The organism is Pseudomonas sp. RHF3.3-3, from assembly GCF_048069595.1.
Taxonomy (GTDB): domain Bacteria; phylum Pseudomonadota; class Gammaproteobacteria; order Pseudomonadales; family Pseudomonadaceae; genus Aquipseudomonas; species Aquipseudomonas fuscovaginae_B.
Window position 1 is genome coordinate 5,375,913 of record NZ_CP182250.1, and the last position, 16,759, is coordinate 5,392,671.

General features: G+C 63.8%; 17 protein-coding genes. 5 read left to right on the top strand and 12 right to left on the bottom strand.

Going from position 1 to position 16,759, the window contains the following annotated elements; translation table 11 throughout:
- Positions 1 to 259 precede the first annotated feature (259 nt).
- The 3 genes from copC to ACMGT0_RS23350 all read left to right on the top strand — a co-directional run bounded on the left by copC (position 260) and on the right by ACMGT0_RS23350 (position 3,155).
- The gene (gene copC, locus ACMGT0_RS23340) at positions 260 to 634 is read left to right on the top strand and encodes a copper homeostasis periplasmic binding protein CopC (protein ID WP_054061109.1); all 375 of its coding nucleotides are present in this window, start codon (positions 260 to 262) and stop codon (positions 632 to 634) included.
- A 4-nt stretch (positions 635 to 638) separates the two neighbouring features.
- A complete protein-coding gene (copD, locus tag ACMGT0_RS23345; protein ID WP_054061108.1) occupies positions 639 to 1,490 on the top strand; it encodes a copper homeostasis membrane protein CopD in 852 nt (283 codons plus the stop codon).
- 294 nt (positions 1,491 to 1,784) lie between these two features.
- Positions 1,785 to 3,155, top strand: coding sequence for a gluconate:H+ symporter (locus ACMGT0_RS23350; RefSeq protein WP_416770001.1), 1,371 nt, complete (start codon positions 1,785 to 1,787; stop codon positions 3,153 to 3,155).
- 87 nt (positions 3,156 to 3,242) lie between these two features.
- On the opposite strand, the gene ACMGT0_RS23355 is transcribed toward ACMGT0_RS23350, so the two are convergent.
- Positions 3,243 to 3,728, bottom strand: a complete 486-nt coding sequence (locus ACMGT0_RS23355; RefSeq protein WP_054061106.1) for a GNAT family N-acetyltransferase — start codon at positions 3,726 to 3,728, stop codon at positions 3,243 to 3,245.
- A 181-nt stretch (positions 3,729 to 3,909) separates the two neighbouring features.
- Entirely contained in the window at positions 3,910 to 4,488 is a 579-nt protein-coding gene (locus ACMGT0_RS23360) for a DUF4865 family protein (protein ID WP_054062986.1), read from the bottom strand.
- Between the two features lie 109 nt (positions 4,489 to 4,597).
- On the opposite strand from ACMGT0_RS23360, the gene ACMGT0_RS23365 reads away from it, so the two are divergent.
- Both ACMGT0_RS23365 and ACMGT0_RS23370 read left to right on the top strand, forming a co-directional pair.
- The gene (locus ACMGT0_RS23365) at positions 4,598 to 5,464 is read left to right on the top strand and encodes a LysR family transcriptional regulator (protein WP_054061115.1); all 867 of its coding nucleotides are present in this window, start codon (positions 4,598 to 4,600) and stop codon (positions 5,462 to 5,464) included.
- Positions 5,465 to 5,615: 151 nt separating this feature from the next.
- Positions 5,616 to 6,218 carry a hypothetical protein gene (locus ACMGT0_RS23370; protein WP_054061104.1) on the top strand — a complete coding sequence of 201 codons (603 nt, stop codon included), beginning with the start codon at positions 5,616 to 5,618 and terminating at the stop codon, positions 6,216 to 6,218.
- 77 nt (positions 6,219 to 6,295) lie between these two features.
- Here the strand turns inward: ACMGT0_RS23370 and lpxO are convergent, their stop codons facing one another.
- From lpxO to ACMGT0_RS23420, 10 genes are all read right to left on the bottom strand, one after another.
- Positions 6,296 to 7,195 (bottom strand): lipid A hydroxylase LpxO, encoded by a 900-nt coding sequence (gene lpxO, locus ACMGT0_RS23375; protein ID WP_054061103.1) that lies wholly within the window; start codon positions 7,193 to 7,195, stop codon positions 6,296 to 6,298.
- Positions 7,196 to 7,789: 594 nt separating this feature from the next.
- Positions 7,790 to 8,746: a PfkB family carbohydrate kinase gene (locus ACMGT0_RS23380; protein ID WP_416770005.1), complete on the bottom strand. Its 957-nt coding sequence runs from the start codon at positions 8,744 to 8,746 to the stop codon at positions 7,790 to 7,792.
- 12 nt (positions 8,747 to 8,758) lie between these two features.
- Positions 8,759 to 10,225, bottom strand: a complete 1,467-nt coding sequence (locus ACMGT0_RS23385; protein WP_416770007.1) for a purine-cytosine permease family protein — start codon at positions 10,223 to 10,225, stop codon at positions 8,759 to 8,761.
- A 109-nt stretch (positions 10,226 to 10,334) separates the two neighbouring features.
- On the bottom strand, positions 10,335 to 11,339 hold the full coding sequence (locus ACMGT0_RS23390) for an ADP-ribosylglycohydrolase family protein (RefSeq protein ID WP_416770009.1): 1,005 nt from the start codon (positions 11,337 to 11,339) through the stop codon (positions 10,335 to 10,337).
- Positions 11,336 to 12,049 (bottom strand): GntR family transcriptional regulator, encoded by a 714-nt coding sequence (locus ACMGT0_RS23395; RefSeq protein WP_054056835.1) that lies wholly within the window; start codon positions 12,047 to 12,049, stop codon positions 11,336 to 11,338. Before ACMGT0_RS23395 ends, ACMGT0_RS23390 begins: the two co-directional genes overlap by 4 nt.
- A 251-nt stretch (positions 12,050 to 12,300) precedes the next feature.
- The gene (locus ACMGT0_RS23400) at positions 12,301 to 12,864 is read right to left on the bottom strand and encodes a DUF1285 domain-containing protein (RefSeq protein WP_416770011.1); all 564 of its coding nucleotides are present in this window, start codon (positions 12,862 to 12,864) and stop codon (positions 12,301 to 12,303) included.
- Positions 12,865 to 12,880: 16 nt separating this feature from the next.
- Positions 12,881 to 13,486, bottom strand: coding sequence for a DUF4823 domain-containing protein (locus ACMGT0_RS23405; RefSeq protein ID WP_054062990.1), 606 nt, complete (start codon positions 13,484 to 13,486; stop codon positions 12,881 to 12,883).
- A 225-nt stretch (positions 13,487 to 13,711) separates the two neighbouring features.
- Positions 13,712 to 14,680, bottom strand: a complete 969-nt coding sequence (locus tag ACMGT0_RS23410; RefSeq protein ID WP_054056832.1) for a GTP 3',8-cyclase MoaA — start codon at positions 14,678 to 14,680, stop codon at positions 13,712 to 13,714.
- A 237-nt stretch (positions 14,681 to 14,917) separates the two neighbouring features.
- A complete protein-coding gene (locus tag ACMGT0_RS23415) occupies positions 14,918 to 15,556 on the bottom strand; it encodes a TetR/AcrR family transcriptional regulator (protein WP_010447155.1) in 639 nt (212 codons plus the stop codon).
- A gap of 418 nt (positions 15,557 to 15,974) precedes the next feature.
- A complete protein-coding gene (locus ACMGT0_RS23420; RefSeq protein WP_054056831.1) occupies positions 15,975 to 16,757 on the bottom strand; it encodes a TatD family hydrolase in 783 nt (260 codons plus the stop codon).
- Positions 16,758 to 16,759: the final 2 nt, after the last annotated feature.

Here is a 16,759-nt window from a genome sequence, read left to right on the forward strand (position 1 = left end):
CGGCGCCACTGTAATCGCATTCTGGATACCGAGCGCGAGCTCCTTCCAGGCGCGGTCGTTTCTCAGACCTGACGCACAATCCCGGGAGAATTTTCAGAGGGCCGACGCCACAGTATCGGACATCTGCAACACAAAAAGGAGTCGGTCATCCCGGCTCCCTTTTTGTCTTGCAGGTGCCAAACGCTTCCATAGCGGCTATTGTGGCCTCCATGCCATTGCGCGGCATCCTCACCTGTTCCCATCATCAAGGTACTGATCGATGTCATCTTCCCGCCTGAAAAAATTCCTCGGCACCGTTGTCCTGCTCGGCGGTTTCGCCGCGACCGATTCCGCGTTCGCCCATGCCCACCTGAAAAGCGAAACCCCGGCAGCCGACAGCACCGTCAGCGCCCCGAGCGAATTGCGCCTGGTATTCAGCGAAGGTGTCGAGGCGGCGTTGACCAAGGTCGAGTTGAGCAATGGCGATGGCAAGGTCGCGCTGAAAGGCATCGCCACCGATCCGGCCGACAAAAAGGTGCTGATCGTGACCCCGGCGGCCGCCCTGAAGGCGGGCGACTACCAGGTCAACTGGCATGCGGTCTCGGTCGATACCCACAAGAGTGAAGGCAACTACGGCTTCAAGGTGAGCAACTGAGTTCATGCCGGATGCCATGGTCCTGTGTCGTTTCGTGCATTTCACCATGGTCCTGTCGCTGTTCGGGGTCTCTCTGTTCAGGCCCCTGCTGATCGGTTCGACGCCCGACACAGCGCTCGATTCACGCCTGCTCAGGGCGCGCCGCTGGATGGCCGGGCTGGCCTTGCTCAGTGCGACGGCCTGGTTGCTGCTGACCACCGTCGGCATGACCGATGACGGGGCGGACGCCATCCGCCTGCCCACCCTGCAACTGGTGCTGGGCAGCACCTTCTTCGGCCAGGTCTGGACCTGGCACCTGGGCTTGAGCCTGCTGCTGTTGATCGCCCTCGGCACCAATGCGCCGCCACGGGTCAGCCTGCTGCTGGCGTTCCTGCAACTGGCGACCCTGGCACCGGTGGGTCATGGCGCCATGCTCGACGGGCTGGGTGGGCAGTTGCTGATGTTCAATCAACTGCTGCACCTGAGCGGGGTCGGCGCCTGGATCGGCGGCTTGATGTTGCTGGCCCTGGTGCTGAGCCGCCCGGCCGGGCATGACCTCGAGCGGATCCTGCGACGCTTCAGCAATCTGGGTTATCTGATGGTCGCGGTGATCGTCGTCACCGGCCTGGTCAACGTCCGCGTGCTCACCGGGACCCTCTGGCCGACACCGTTGTTGCAGGGCTTTGCGCTGATATTGCTGGCCAAGGTGCTGGTGGTCCTGCTGATGCTCGGGTTGGCCCTGTTCAACCTGGTGATGAGCCGTCGTGGGCGCTTCACGATGCTGCGGCGCAGCGTCACTCTCGAATGGCTGTTGGGCCTTGGCGCGATTCTCGCGGTGTCGCTGCTGGGCACGCTGCCGCCCGTGCTGATGAACTGACCTGCACACACCACAACCCTGTAGGAGCAAGGCTTGCCTGCGAAGCCGTTGGCGTGCTTGAGGGCCTCTTCGCTGGCAAGCCAGGCTCCTACAAGGTCCGTATCGAACTTCATGACCACGCCCTGCCACAACCTGTAGGAGCAAGGCTTGCCTGTGAAGCGGGCAGCGGCCAGGCCACTCATCGTCCATTCAGGCGCAATGGACAAAAAAACCAACTCAGATAGTCATCTATATGAATCCTTCAGGTATATTCCCTGGAAACACGTAACAAGATATTACAATAAGGGGTTTCCGTTGGATCTTTCACATGCCGCGTGGCTCGCCCACGACACCCGCCTGATCCTCTGCTGCCTGGCCGCCATAGCCAGCATCATCGTCCTGATCAGCCTGACCAGACTGCCGCCTTTCCTGTCGATCCTGATCGGCACCTTCGTCGCCGGGCTCGGTGCGGCGTTGCCGCCGGAAGAAGTCGCCAAGGCCTTCAGCAAGGGCGCCGGCAGCCTGCTCGGCGAGGCAGGGATCATCATTGCCCTGGGCGCGATGCTCGGCGCATTGATGGCTGAATCCGGCGCGGCCGACCGGATCGCCTCGACCCTGCTGCGGCATGCGAAAGGCAAGGCCCTGCCCTGGGTCATGGCATTCGTGGCGATGGTCATCGGCCTGCCGCTGTTCTTCGAAGTCGGGTTGGTGCTGATGGTGCCGGTGATCTTCGTCATCGCCCGGCAGTCCGGCCAGCCATTGCTCAAGGTGGCGATCCCGGCCCTGGCCGGCATGACCACACTGCATGCGTTGATGCCTCCGCACCCCGGGCCGCTTATCGCCGTCAGCGCACTGCATGCCGACCTGGGCACGACGATGCTGCTGGGCCTGTGCATCGCCGTACCGGCGGTGATTCTTGCCGGCCCCCTGTATGGCATCTGGCTGTCGAAGCGACTGGATGTCCAGGAACCTGCCGAACTCGGCGCGCTGTTCACCGCCAAGATCGAAACCCGCCGCAAGCCGAGCTTTGCCGTGTCACTGCTGATCATCCTGCTGCCGGTGCTGCTGATGCTCGGCAGCACGCTGGCCAAGGTCGCCATGGCGCCGCAAGGCAGCCTGGCGATCACCCTGAAGTTTCTCGGTGAACCGCTGATCGCCCTGGGCATTGCGGTAATCGCGGCGGTGATCTGCCTGGGCTGGTCGATCGGCATGGCCCGGGACCAGGTCGGTGGCGTGCTGCGCAAGAGCCTGGCGCCGATTGCCGTATTGCTGCTGACCATCGGTGCCGGTGGCGGCCTGAAGCAGACGCTGCTGGAAGCCGGGGTCAGCGATACCATCAGCAAGATCGCCAGCGGAGCGCACCTGTCCTACGTGCTGCTGGCCTGGCTGATCGCCGTCGCCCTGCGCCAGGCGACGGGTTCGGCCACCGTCGCGACCACCACCACCGCCGGCATCCTCGCCCCGCTGATGGCCGGCCTGGCAAGCACCCAGAGCTCGCTGGTGGCCCTGGCGATCGGTGCCGGTTCGGTATTCTTCTGCCATGTGAACGATGCCGGCTTCTGGATGGTGCGCGAGTACTTCGGCTTGCAGCTCAAGCAGACGATCTGGGTCTGGTCGGTGTTGCAGACCATCGTCTCGGTGGTGGGGCTGGTGGGGGCGTTGCTGTTGTGGCAGTGGTTCCAGTAAAGCTGCCCCCCAGGTTATCCCGTGGAAAAGTGCTGCCTGCGCCAGCGCTTTCGCGGATAAATCCGCGACTGGGCCCGTGAAGCTGGCCTAGTCCTCGGAATAGGCGAAATTCTTCAGCACTTCGCCATCCATCCGGTAGCGCACCCACTCGCTTTGCGGTTGCGCACCGATGGATTCGTAGAAGCGGATCGCCGGCTCGTTCCAGTCCAGCACGCTCCATTCCAGGCGCCCGCAGTCATTGGCACAGGCGATCTTCGCCAGGTGCCGCAGCAACTTCTTGCCCGCCCCCGCGCCGCGCTGCTGTGGCGAGACATACAGGTCCTCCAGGTACAGGCCATTGCGGCCCAGCCAGGTCGAGTAGCTGAAGAAGAACACCGCGAAACCGACCGGCTCGCCATCGCGCAGGCAGATCAGGCCGTGGGCCGTAGCGCCTTCGCCGAACAGGCTGCGCTCGATGTCCACGACACTGGCGAGCACCTCGTGGCGGGCCCGTTCGTATTCGGCCAGCTCGGTGATAAAGGTCAGGATCTGCGGCGCATCACTGGGCCGGGCTTCGCGTATTTCGAGGGACATGGGCGCTTCCAGAATCGATGAAGTCGCCCATGCTATTCGGATTGTGTCGCCACTTGAAACACTTCAGCGAAAATTCGCCGGCAACAGCAGACAGGCCAGCAGCGTCAGCCCCAGGATCGGCAAGGCGCCTACTGCCAGTCCCTGCAGATGGGCCATGGGCCGAAAGTGCTCCGGGCCCTGCTCATGAGCGCCCATGGCGCAGGCTCTCAAGATCGGACTGCGCCAGGTAGAGCACTTCGTAGACCTGCCCTCCCCGGCTGCGATCCGGGGCGGCCGACGACAGCGTGATACGCAGCAGCCGCCAGTTGGCTGCATCCAATGCCAGGAAGGACGCCAGGGTATCCTCCCGGCTCAGGATCGCCTGGCTCCGCTCTCTCTCGGCCGCCAGCAAGCCGATACGATCGGTCTGCGGCTCGATCGCCCACTCCTCCCGGTACAGCGCCTTCGCCTCGCGCGCCGGGCCGAAGCTGAATTCCAAGGGCAGCCAGGCCTCGACCTGCGGCCGCCCGAACGAATCGATGACCACCTGGAAACGCTCGTCCATCAGGAAATGGGCGGCGCCCTGCGGGTCAGCCCACAGGTAGACCGACGCGTAGAGATTGTCCGTGGCAGCGAACACACCCCGCTCGCGGGCAATGAACGCCTTGAACAGCATGCCTGGGGTGCCGTCCCAGCGCGGCCCCAGTTCCCTCGCGCGGCGGCGGATCAGCTCCATGTCGTAGTTGGCGGGCAAGCGGTGTGAATATTGTTTGGCAAACATGACTGCGCTCCTTCGGCAATGACCGGATGTGGATAACCCGGAGCCAGCTTGCGCAAGGTCGATAATTACAACAAGATATCCTCCAATATATGTGTGATAAGAGATGGATATGGCAGACATCGGCAGACCTCTCGATCTCGATACCGTCCAGGCCTTTGTGCTGATCGCCGACTTCGCCAGCTTCACCCGGGCGGCCCAGGCGCTGGACACCTCCCAGGCGGCCATCAGCCTGAAACTCAAGCGCCTGGAAGAACGCCTGGGTTATCGCCTGCTGGAACGCACCCCACGCCATGTGCACCTGACGCCCCGCGGCGAGCAGTTCATCCAGGCCGCCCGCCACCTGCTGCTGGCCCATGAGCGGGCCCTGGGCGACATGGAGGTGCCTGAGAACCGCCGGCTGATCATCGGCATCAGCGACCATGTGGCCGGCCCGGACCTGCCGCTGTTGCTCAGCCGCCTGGCGCAATACGACCCGCTGCTGATCATCGAGGTGCGCATCGGCTCGTCGCGGGACTTGAGTGCGGCCTTCGACCGCGGCGAACTGGATGCCGCCATCGTGCGCAGCGAAGGCGAGCGGCATGACGGTGAGGTGCTGGTGGTCGAGCGCTTCGGCTGGTTCGCCTCCCCCACCTGGCAGCACACCCCGGGCAGTGTCCTGCGCCTGGCGACCATGGCTTCGCCCTGTGGCGTGCGGCAACTGGCGGTGCGGGTGCTGGACGAGGCGGCGATCGCCTGGACCGAAGTCTTCGTCGGTGGCGGCGTGATGGCGGTGGGTGCGGCGGTCAGCGCCGGCCTCGGCGTCGCCGCCCTGGCCAAACGGGTGGCACCGGCCGGCGCAATCGAAGTCGGCGAACAATGGGGGCTGCCACCCCTGCCGATGACAGAGATCATCCTGCATGCACGCCCGACGGATGCCCGCTCGCAGGAAACACTGCGGGCCTTGAGTGCGGCGTTTCGCGGGGTGCAGGAGCGCTGACGGCCGCTCCGGCAAAACCGAAAATACTTGATAGCCAATTGCCTTCATGTTTTAAAGGGCGGGCCTGAAAGATGCCCGCAGCGGCGAGCATTGCCTTGCCGCGGCGCACCTGAGTAGGGAACCACTCGAATACAAGACCAAGGAGCAATCGATGCGCATTATCCACGCCTGCCTTCTGGCCGCTGCCGCCCTGCTGGGCGGCTGTGCCGGCAACCCGATGCAGGTGGCCCCCACGCAAACCATTCCGAGCGCCGAACCGAACGCCGCGCAGGTCGTCTTCATGCGCTCCTCCTTCGTCGGCAAGATCATCGATGCGTCGCTGTATGACGTGACCGGCGGCCAGACCAAATTCATCGGCATCATGGCCAACGGCAGCAAGATCAACTACCCCACTACCCCGGGCAAGCACACGTTCATGGTGGTTTCCGAGGCCGCCGACTTCCTCGAGGCCGACCTGGCTGCGGGCAAGACCTACTACAGCGTGGTGACACCGCGCATGGGCGCCTGGAAAGCCCGCTTCTCGCTGTGGCCGGTCAGTTCCGACAGCAAGGCCGAGTTCGCCAAGGGCAGCAAGGAAGTCGACAACCTGATCAAGGACACCGAACTGGTCGGCAACTCGCCGAAGTCGCTGTCCTGGTTCGAGAACAACAAGGGCAGCGTTGAAGAGAAACGCGTCGAGTACTGGAAGGTCTGGCAGGAAAAGAGCCCCGAAGACCTGGCCAAGCGCACCCTGCATCCGCAGGATGGCATCTGATCGATTCACTGTAGAGCTACAGAAAAGGCCGGACTCTGTGAGGAGTCCGGCCTTTTTCATCGCCCTGGATCGCGGTACTAGATCAGCAGGAACAACGCCAGCAGACCACCGAAGATCGCCCACTTCTCCAGGTAGTAGCGCGTGCGGTTGGTCTTCTTCAGCGCCTTGCCGCGCTGGCGGATGCCGTAGAGCTTGGTAAAGGCCTTGTTGATCCCGCCGGTCTTGTCGCCGTCGCCGTTCGGCGCCGCGGCGGCAGCCATCACGTTGCGGCTGAACCAGCGGTTGAATGCCGCCGCCCAGCGGTACTGCATCGGCCGCTCGACGTCACAGAAGAGGATCACCCGGTCCTTGTCGGTGGTGTTTTCCGCGTAGTGGATGAAGGTCTCGTCGAACATCACCGGCTCGCCGTCGCGCCAGTGGTAGTTCTGGCCGTCGACGTTGATGTAGCAGCCCGGATCGTTCGGGGTTTCGAGCCCCAGGTGATAACGCAGGGAGCCGGCGTAGGGATCACGATGGCGAACCAGCCGCGAGCCGGGTGGCAGTTCGGCGAACATCGCCGCCTTGACCGTGCCGATGCTGTTGAGCAGTTCGGTGGTGCGCGGGCACAACTCCAGGGCCGACGGGTGGTTGTCGCCGTACCATTTCAGGTAGAAGCGTTTCCAGCCGGTCTTGAAGAAAGAGTTGAAACCCACGTCATCGGGACGCTCGGACTTCTTGATTTCGCCGGCGCGCAGCAGCGCCAGGGCCTCTTCGCGGATTTCCTGCCAGTTGTCCTGCAGAGGCTTCAATTCCGGGAAGTCCTTGACCTCCAGGTAGGGGCGGCTCGGAATCTTCGAGAACAGGTAGAGGAAGCAGTTGATCGGGGCCAGGAAGCTGGAGTGGTCGCTCAGTTGGCGGCCCAGCTTGTGCCGGACTTGGCCGCGCAGGTGTACATACGCGATGGACAGTACGTAAACAGCAATGATGATGAGTTTCACAGGCGTCGTCACAAGAGTCGGGAAGAACGCTGCCCTTTGTGCACACAGGTGGCCCGGGGCAGAAACCGGAATCCTGGTGTCGGGAAAGGGAAGCTAACGCGGTAGGGTAGAACAGCAGCCGCGCCGGTTTCCAGTGTTTCCTGTTCAACCCGCCCGGAAAACACCCACAGTATGGATCTCCGTCAATTTTTCATGGATCGACCCGCCGCGAACAGCGTCCCTTTCGCCGCCCGGTGAAGCGCTGAAAAGACCAGGCACCTGTCATTTCTGACAGCTAGGCAAACCGCCCTGTTCAGCGCTAAATCCGGGGTGCCCGTCCGGAATCGGCAAAGGACGTGGCTCACCAGACGGAAAAGGAGACAGCGATGAACAGCGACAAGCATTCCCTGCCCTCTCTATGTGTCGGCGCACGCTCCCAGGCAAGCGGGGTGGAAGCCTACTCATAGACCGTGCCCCTGTATGAACACCGAGCGGGAGAAACCCACGAACTGCTCTGGCAATACGAAGGTGCGAGCCCCGTAAGGGCGCGCTACTTCATCGACAGCCGGCCAGACCGACGTCTGCATGTCATCACGCTGTCACGTTGTGCTGGTATCAGCGGGTCGGCTGCCCGGCAATATCTCCTTGCGCCACCAGCAACGCATCGACTTCCCCTGTCCCCGGCGCCGTCGCCGGCCCCCAGCGGGTGACCGCAATGGCGGCTGCGGCATTGGCCCGTCGAGCCGCCTCGCTGGCCGTAAGGCCGTTGGCCAGCGCCGCGATGAACACCCCGGCATGGGCATCGCCGGCACCGTTGCTGTCCACGGCCTGCACCTTGAAGCCCGGCACCTGCTCGACCTGCCCTGCCCGGCTGATCCAGCAACCCTGCGGACCATCACGCACCAGCAGCAGCGCCTGTTCCGACAGCAACCGGCCCAACCCTTCCAGCGCCCTGCCGATCTGCACGGTCCCGGTAAAACGCCGGGCCTCATCGGCGTTACTGGTCCAGATATCGATGCGCGGCAGCAGGGCCGCCATCGGCGCAACCTCCGGCGAGTCCACCAACGGCCCCGGATCGAACACCACGACCACCTCGCGCGGTAATGCCAGCAGCCAGTCCAGCAGCGGCTGGACCTTGTTCGGCTGCAGCAGGCTGTAGCCGCTGACATAGACGTAGTCGTCGAGCTGCACCGGCACCCGCGCCAGATCCTCGGCCGACAACCCACCCTCGGCACCGATATGGGAGATGAAGGTCCGCTCGGCGCTGGCATCGGTCACGGCCACGCACAGCCCGGTATCGCGCCGGGCATCAGGCTCCAGCGCCATGCGGATGCCTTCGGCGGTCATCGCCTGACGGGCCAGGTCGCCGAAACGGCCGGTACCATGGCGACCGAGGTAGACCACCGGCAGGCCGTTGCGCTGCGCCGCGGCCATGACGTTGAAACCGCCACCGGTCTCGAAGGTGGCCGAATGGGCCAGTGCATCGCCACCGCTGCCGGGCAGTTGGTCGACAGCCATGACCAGGTCGACGATGACCTGGCCGGTATGCAGCAATCGGGGGTTGCGTCTCACAGGCAGCCATCCTCAGCCATTGGCATTTTCCACGAGGGCGGCACGACGGTCCGCCGCGCCGCCCAGCAGGCCGTAGAGACCGCCTGCAACCAGGAAGGTGACGACCCAACCCAAACCATTGTGGCCCAGCCAGGAGTCGGACAGGAAACCGCGGAACCAGACGTTTTGCGCCGTGGTGCCGATGGTGGTGAAACTGAAGCCGAGCACGATGGCCACGGCCCAGGAACCGCAGGCACGCCACTCGACGCCGCCGCGATACCAGTAGGCGCTGCCCGGCCCGACGTTCATCAGGTCCCTGGCACTGTAGTACTGGCGGTGCAGCAGATCGACCACGAAGATCCCGACCCAGGCGGTGATTGGTACCGCCAGCAGCGAGATGAAGGTGATGAACGGACCGTAGAAGCTGTCGGCGATCAGCATGAAGTAGATGGAGCCGGCGAAGATCGCCACGATATCGACGATCACCGCATGCACGCGCTTGACCTTGAGGCCAAGGGTCAGGGTGGTCAGGCCCGCCGAATACACCGACAGGTTGTTCGACAGCAGCAGGCCGCCAAAGGCGGTGATCAGGTACGGTACCGCCATCCAGGTCGGCAGCATGTCGCGGATCGCGATGATCGGGTCGTTGGCCTGGGCCAGGTCATGGTTGCCCACCGACAGCAGCCCGCCGAGGGTGATCAGCAACACCAGCGGGATACCCGCACCGAAGGCCGCCGAAGCCACCAGGCGGCCGGCCTTGACGCTCCTGTGCTGGTAGCGCGACATGTCCGCGCCGGCGTTGGCCCAGCCGATCCCGGTGCCGGCGGCCATGGTACCGATGCCGATGATCATCGCGCTCAGCGGGGCCGGCGTGGCATTGAACACCGCGTTCCAGTCGATGGTGGCGCAGAGGAAACCGCCGACCAGGATGTTCAGGGCGCCGAACACGTAGGTCGCCCATTTCTGGATCACCAGCAGGGTCGCATGGCCCAGACCCGAGACGCACAGCGTGAGCAGCACGAAGATGGCGATGAACAACAGCGTCAGCAGCGGCGCGCTCTTGGCCTCGACCGGCGAGTGGAACAGGATCGAGCACAGCGACAGCAGCACGAAGGCCGCCGTGGTGGTGTTGACCGTTTCCCAGCCCAGGCGCGACATCAGCGAGACGAGGGTCGGGCCGATGTTGCCGCGTACCCCGAAGATCGCCCGTGACAGGGTCAGGCTGGGTGCACGGCCGCGACGGCCGGCAATCGAGATGACCCCGACCACGGCGAAGGAACCCGCCGCACCGATGATTGCGACGATGATCGCCTGCCAGATCGCCAGGCCACGAAAGGCCACCAGGGTGGCGCCCAGCGGCAAGCCGAGGATGCTGATGTTGGCGGCGAACCAGACCCAGAACAGTTGCAGGGGATGGCCATTGCATTCGGCCTCGGGAGCCGGCTCGATGCCACGGGTTTCCAACTGCCCGGCACTTTGCCCGGCGTTTGATGAGGTCATGTTGTTCTGCTCCTGATGCCATTGTTGTGGTTGTGGGCAATGCACGAGGCGTGGGGGAACGTGCGCCCCTTCAGCCCCGGCGGTCTGCAATCCATTGCGGGTTGTTGCGTCAGGCGGTACGCAAGGCGATCAGGCCCTGGACCAGCGGGACCAGTTCCAGACCGTTGACTTCGATGATTTGCGCGATCAGTTCGGCCGGCCAGCACTCCAGGCCGTCACAGGCGCCGAGCATGGCACCGAGGATGCCGGCGATGGTATCGGTGTCGCCGCCGATACTGGCGGCCAGGCAGATGGCGTCAAAGGCACTCAGTTGGCCGCGGGCCACGCGCTGGGCCAGGGCAAAGGCGACCACCACCGACTCCTGGCTGGCCACGGAGGTACCGACCACGTCGTAGAGCAGGTCGGCCAGTTCCGAGTCGGCGCAATCGGCGACCAGCTGCCGGGCCCAGCGCAGGCGCGGGCCGATGCGGCCACCGGCGACCCAGTGCCCGTGCCGCTCGGCGACAAAGGCCATCTCGGTGCCGGCCTCCAGCGCATGCACCAGGCCCTTGCCATTGATCCCGCTGGAGATCACCGCGGCCACCGCCGCGGCACTGGCGATGCCCAGGGTGGTGTTATGGGTCACCTGGCAGGCCTGTACCACCGCGTCGATAAAGTGCTGGGGCCGGGCGATGTCGGCGGCGATCCCCACCGGCGTGATGCGCATCGCCGCACCGTTGGTGGTGCCGTAGCGCCCGGCTTCTTCGGGGCTGTGGCCGGCGAGGATCATTTCGATCGCCCGCTTGGTCGAGGGCCCCAGCAGGTCCTGGGAACCCTTGGCCTTCATCACCGCCTCCCAGGCGATCAGCCGTTCGGCGAGCACGGCGGGCTCGATATGGCCCTGGCCATCGATCAGCAACTGACCGACCAGGATCGCCTGTTCGGTGTCGTCGGTGATGGAGCCGGCGGGCATGTTCGGCGCGATCGGCTGATCCGGGCCGGCCTCCACCAGGGTGCGGATGCTGCCGAAACGCGCCTGGATCTGCGCGCGGCTCAGGGACTGGGTCGGCATGCCGAGGGCATCGCCCAGAGCCAGCCCGTAGAAAGCGCCAAGGGCGCGGCTGGTCGGGGTCATGTCGGGTTTCCAAAAGCCAGGTGCAGGCGGAAATGCTGGGGGTCGAGCAGGCTTTCGACCTGCTCCATGAAACGTCCCTGGCGGTCGTAGGTGGTGCGCAGGGCCTTGAGGAACACCGTACCGACCGGGCGGCCCAGGCGTTCGGCTTCCACTTCGCCGAGGGGCTCGGCGCCGATCCACTGGTCGCCGTGCTGGCCGATGAAGCCATGGGCGGCCAGGGTGATGGTCAGGGAGTCGTCGATCAGGCCGGTTTCGGGCAGGCGTTCCAGGCCGCCGCTGGCCGGCATCAGCGAATATTCGAGGGACACCACGACCCCTTCGGGGTTGCGCCGACGCCGGTCGAGGGCGATGAACTGCTCGGTGCCGTAGCGGCTGAGCAGGTCCGGCCGACGCACGGCCTCAAAGCGCAGGATCTCGGTGTCGATACGCGCGCCGGTATCGGCCAGGGCCTGGGCCCAGCCGGCCCCCTGGTCGAGGGTCATGCCGTCGTAGGTGACGATCGAACCGACGCCGCTCTGGGTCGCGATGTAGTTGCGTCGTTTGAGCTCGGCCAGGGCTTCGCGCAGCGTGCCACGGCTCACCGAGAATTCTTCGGCCAACTGATGCTCGCCCGGCAACAGAAAGCCGTCTTCGAGAAGACCGCTTTCGATGCGCCGGATGAGCTCATCGACCACCCGTTTTTTCTTGTCAAATCGGACATGTCTAATCATGTACAATTTGATAACCGAAAGAGGCGTGTGGCTGCAAGAAATTTATCTTGCCGGAAGATGAATGGTGGTCTGACGAACGGGTTCAGGAGGCCTGCGCAGCCTGCGGGAACGGACTGGCCCACAAGGCCACCAGGGCCTGCGGCTTGCCGCAAAGCCACTGGCGATCTCAAGGCCGCTTTCGCGGGCAAGCCCTGCTCCTACACAAGAGGGCGGCAGCAAGAAAGCGCACAAAAACCCAGTTACGGGAGGCCTCAGGGCTCAAGGCCAATGGGGAAGAACTTGCCGCCGCTCCACACGCCCAACCAGGATTGGCCATCGATCTGCCGCGTCACCGCCAGGTCGACCAACTGGTAGAACACATTGCGGTGAATCAGCGCCTCGAGGTTGCTGCGCACAAGGAGGTAGGGTGCCGGCTCTTCGCTGTGGGGATCGATCAGCACCCGGATCGGATGTTCGGCACCGGCCGTCACCTGCTCGTCGACCTGAGTGGTGAAACGCAGTTGCTGCGCCTCACCCTGCCCTTGCACCTCAAGGGTCACCGCGACAAACGGCGCATCGTCGACCTGGATGCCCACCTTCTCCACCGGGGTGACCAGGAAATAGTCGTCACCCTCGCGGCGCAGGATGGTGGAGAACAGCTTGACCATCGGCTTGCGCCCGATCGGCGTGCCCAGGTAATACCAGGTGCCGTCGCGGGCGATGCGCATATCGATATCGCCGCAGAAATCCGGGTTCCAGAGGTGAACCGGTGGCAGCCCCTTTTCCGTCCCGGGGATCTGCGCCAACAGGTCGTTGGCCTTGCCTGATTCACTCATGTCCGCTCCGAATGACTTACTGATCGCTCAAGCCCAGCAGGCTACGGGCATATTCTGCCAGCGGTTTGGCGATCAGGTCTTGCGGTTTGTTGTCATGGAACGTCAGTAAACCGCCACGACTCCTGATCCGTGCGGTGTCGATCAGGTACTGGGTACCGGTCTCGATCAGCATGATCTGGATCACCCCGGTGTCAACGCCAAGGCGGTCGACGGCTTCCTGGTCGGCCCATTCGTCATAGTTGCCGATCCGGTCGTCGGCCTTGGCGAAACGGGTGTACAGCAGGTAGTGGGCACCGGCCGAACGGGCCTCGGCCATGGCCTGGTCGAGGCCGACCGGGGCGCGGGCGCGGCGGACCATCGGGAAGTATTCGACGAAGCCGTTGAAGGCTTCTTCGGCCACCACGTTGGGCCGTGGGTAGGCGCTGCCGGGCGGGGCGAACGCGCCCTGGGCGATGTAGATAAAGGAGTCCGGCTGAATGCGGAACGAGTGGATGCGGCGCGTATCGCTATGATCGAGCAGCCCTGCGTCGCTCATCTGATAACGAGCCCCTTCTCCCAGATCGCTGACTTTCATGCAGCCGCCCAGCGCCAACAGCGCCAGCAGCATAACCAGGCTACGCATCCTAATCCTCCAGAGGCCGGTGACGGAAAACCGGCGAACAGCCCCAGGATGCAGCTTCCGCGCCAGATTGATGGGGAGTCGGGATTTGCAGGACAGCGGCGGCCTTGTTCGCGGATCAATCCGGTGCCCACGGGTTTGTGAGGCATCTACAAGATTGGTGATCACCGCAGTGCCCCCTGGGGGCCGGATTCATCCGCGACCGGGGCGCACAGGAAGCCCGGCCGATCACCCACCAATGATCTTCATCACCGTCGCGCCACCGGAAAACGCCACCGACTGCTTGTCGCCCAACGCCCGGACCAGCAGGCGCTGCAACGCCGGCAGGGCCTCATGGCGCGGCTTGTCCAGCAGGTCGCCGACATAATGCCGGTTGCTCGATGACAGGCAGCCATGCAGCCACCCCGTGGAAGACAGCCGCAAGCGCGAACAGGTGCGGCAGAACGGTACGCTTTCGTTGGCGATCACCCCGAAATGACCGCGACCGGGGATCTCGTAGCGCACTGCGGTGGCATCCACCGGCGCATTGGCCTGCAGATAGGCGTAGCGTTCGCCGATCAACTCCAGCAACTGCTGGAGGCTGACGAACTGCTGAAGAAAGGCGTTGTGGTCACTGGCCAGATGCCCCATGCGCATCAGCTCGATGAAGCGCAGCTCGTAACCGCGCGCCAGGCAGTAGTCGAGCAGCGGCATCACCTGGTCCAGGTTCTGCCCGCGCAACGGCACCATGTTGACCTTGATTTTCAACCCGGCCGCCCGCGCCTGCTCCATGCCATCGAGCACGCTGGCCAGGTCGCCGCCCCGGGCGATACCGCGAAAGGCATCCGCATCCAGGGTATCGAGGGAAACGTTGATCCGCCGGATCCCCGCCTCCAGCAGCAGCGGCAGCTTGCGCGCCAGCAGTTGGCCGTTGGTGGTCAGGCTGATGTCGTCCAGCCCCAGCTTGCCCACCGCGCCCATGAAGGCCTCCAGCTTTGGACTGACCAGCGGTTCGCCACCGGTGATGCGCAGCCGCTCGATGCCCGCCGCCTCGATCAGGTAGGCAACCCCACGCGCCATCGCTTCGGCCGACAACTCGTCCTGGGCCGCCACCAGCCGCTTGCCATTGGGCACGCAGTAGGTACAGGCGTAGTTGCAGGCGGAGGTCAGGCTGATACGCAGATTGCGAAAACGCCTGCCTTGACGGTCAACGATCATGGGACACTCCGACGGAGAACTTGGAAACTTGCAGACTCGGACCCCACAGGAGCCGGCTGGCTGGCGATGGCAGGATGTCAGACGGCCAATCCGTGACTGACAGGTCGCTATCGCCAGCAAGCCGGCTCCTGCAGGTGCAGCGTGACATCAAGACACCGCACCCGCCAAAACCTGACTCCAAAATCAGGTTTTGGCAAGTTCTTTCTCGGAAGTCCCTTCCAGTGACAAGTATAGAGCTCAGGCTACCGAATGATCGGTGTCGCGCTTGCGCTTGTTGCCCATGCGCACGCCGATATCCATCAGGAACTGGAAGAAGCCTTCCTGGTCTTCCAGCACGTTGCTCCAGAACGGCGAGTGGTACAGCGCGACCGCGCCGTGCACCAGCGCCCAGGCGGCACAGTAGTGGAAGTACGGAGGAACGTCCTCGAGCTTGCCTTCGCTGATACGGCCCTTGATCAGCAGGGTCAGGCGTTCGAAGTTGGAGGCGCGGATCTTGTGCAGTTCCTCGACCATCTCCGGGACCTGGTGGCCCTTGACCACCTTCTCTTCCAGGCGGTCGAACAGCCGGTAGCGCTGAGGGTCGCGCATGCGGAATTCGAAGTAGGCACGGGAGAGTGCTTCCTTGTCCTTGTCGACGTCGGCCGAGTGCAGCAGCTCGTTCAGGTCGCGCTCGTAGTCGAGCATCAGGCGCAGGTAGATCTCCGCCTTGGACTTGAAGTGCTTGTAAATGGTGCCTTTGCCGATACCGACGGCATCCGCGATCATCTCGACGGTGACACTGTCTTCACCCTGTTCGAGGAACAGCTTTAGCGCGGTATCGAGAATTTCCTGCTCGCGGCGACGAAACTCACGGACCTTACGGGGTTCTTTGTGCATAAGAAAAAGGTCTGTAGGGGCAAAATCGAAGCGAAGTATTATGCCTGAGCCGCGCCAAATTGCACGAATCATCAGCGGCTTTTCGTTTTCACTGTCGACGAATCAGCCTTCGCCAGTCAAAAAGTCTTCGTTCGGGTCACGCTGCGTCGCTCTACGACAAGGCCCGCGCCCCGGCTGAACATGTGAGAACTCAAGGGAAGCGGATGTATTCCAAATCTGTTTAAAAAATGAGCAGGCCTGACTGGACGTACCGCGATACTGACCAATACTTCAAATGTCGACGGGCATATCCCCCAAGTGTCACGTCGATAAAGGTGCCAATGGACCGCGCGCCTTTGTTTTACTCCTAATGGTCTTGACCCGGATTCACCCCCCAGAACCCGGGTTTTTTTTGCCTGCGATTCGAGCCGGCGAACCCTCAGGCCACATGCGCCAGCGGAAACAGTCGCTTGAAGTTCCCGGTGGTCTGCTCGGCAAAACGCTCGTAAGGCACGCCCCGCAACATCGCCAGGTATTCCGCCACTTCCCGCACGTATTGCGGCAGGTTCGGTTTGCCGCGATGGGGAATCGGTGCCAGATACGGCGAGTCGGTTTCCACCAGCAGACGGTCGGCCGGCACCTGCCGTGCCACATCGCGCAGCGCATCGGCATTGCGGAAGGTGACGATGCCCGACAGCGAGATATAGAAACCCAGGTCCAGCGCGGCCTTGGCCATGTCCCAGTCCTCGGTGAAACAATGCAGCACGCCCGCCTGGGGCAGTTGCGCTTCACGCAACAGTTGCAGGGTATCGGCACGGGCACCGCGGGTATGCACGATCACCGGCTTGCCGGTCTTGCGTGCCGCCTCCAGGTGCAGGCGGAAAGATGCCTGCTGGACCTCGGCCGCCTCCGGCTCATAGTGATAGTCCAGGCCGGTTTCGCCAATCGCAACCACCCGCGGATGATCGAGCTCGCGCAGCAGCCAGTCGAGGGCCGGGGTCGCGTCGGGCTTGACGTCCAGCGGGTGCACCCCGACCGAACAGTCGACATCGGCATAACGTTCGGCCAGGGCCTTCACCTCGGCGGCATTGTCGGCGCTGACGCCGATGCACAGGAAATGACCGACACCGCGCTGGCGCGCAGCCTCCAGGGCGGCGTCCAGGGAGCCCTGGTGCGCGGTCAGGTCCAGGCGGTCGAGGTGGCAATGGGAATCTACAAGCATGG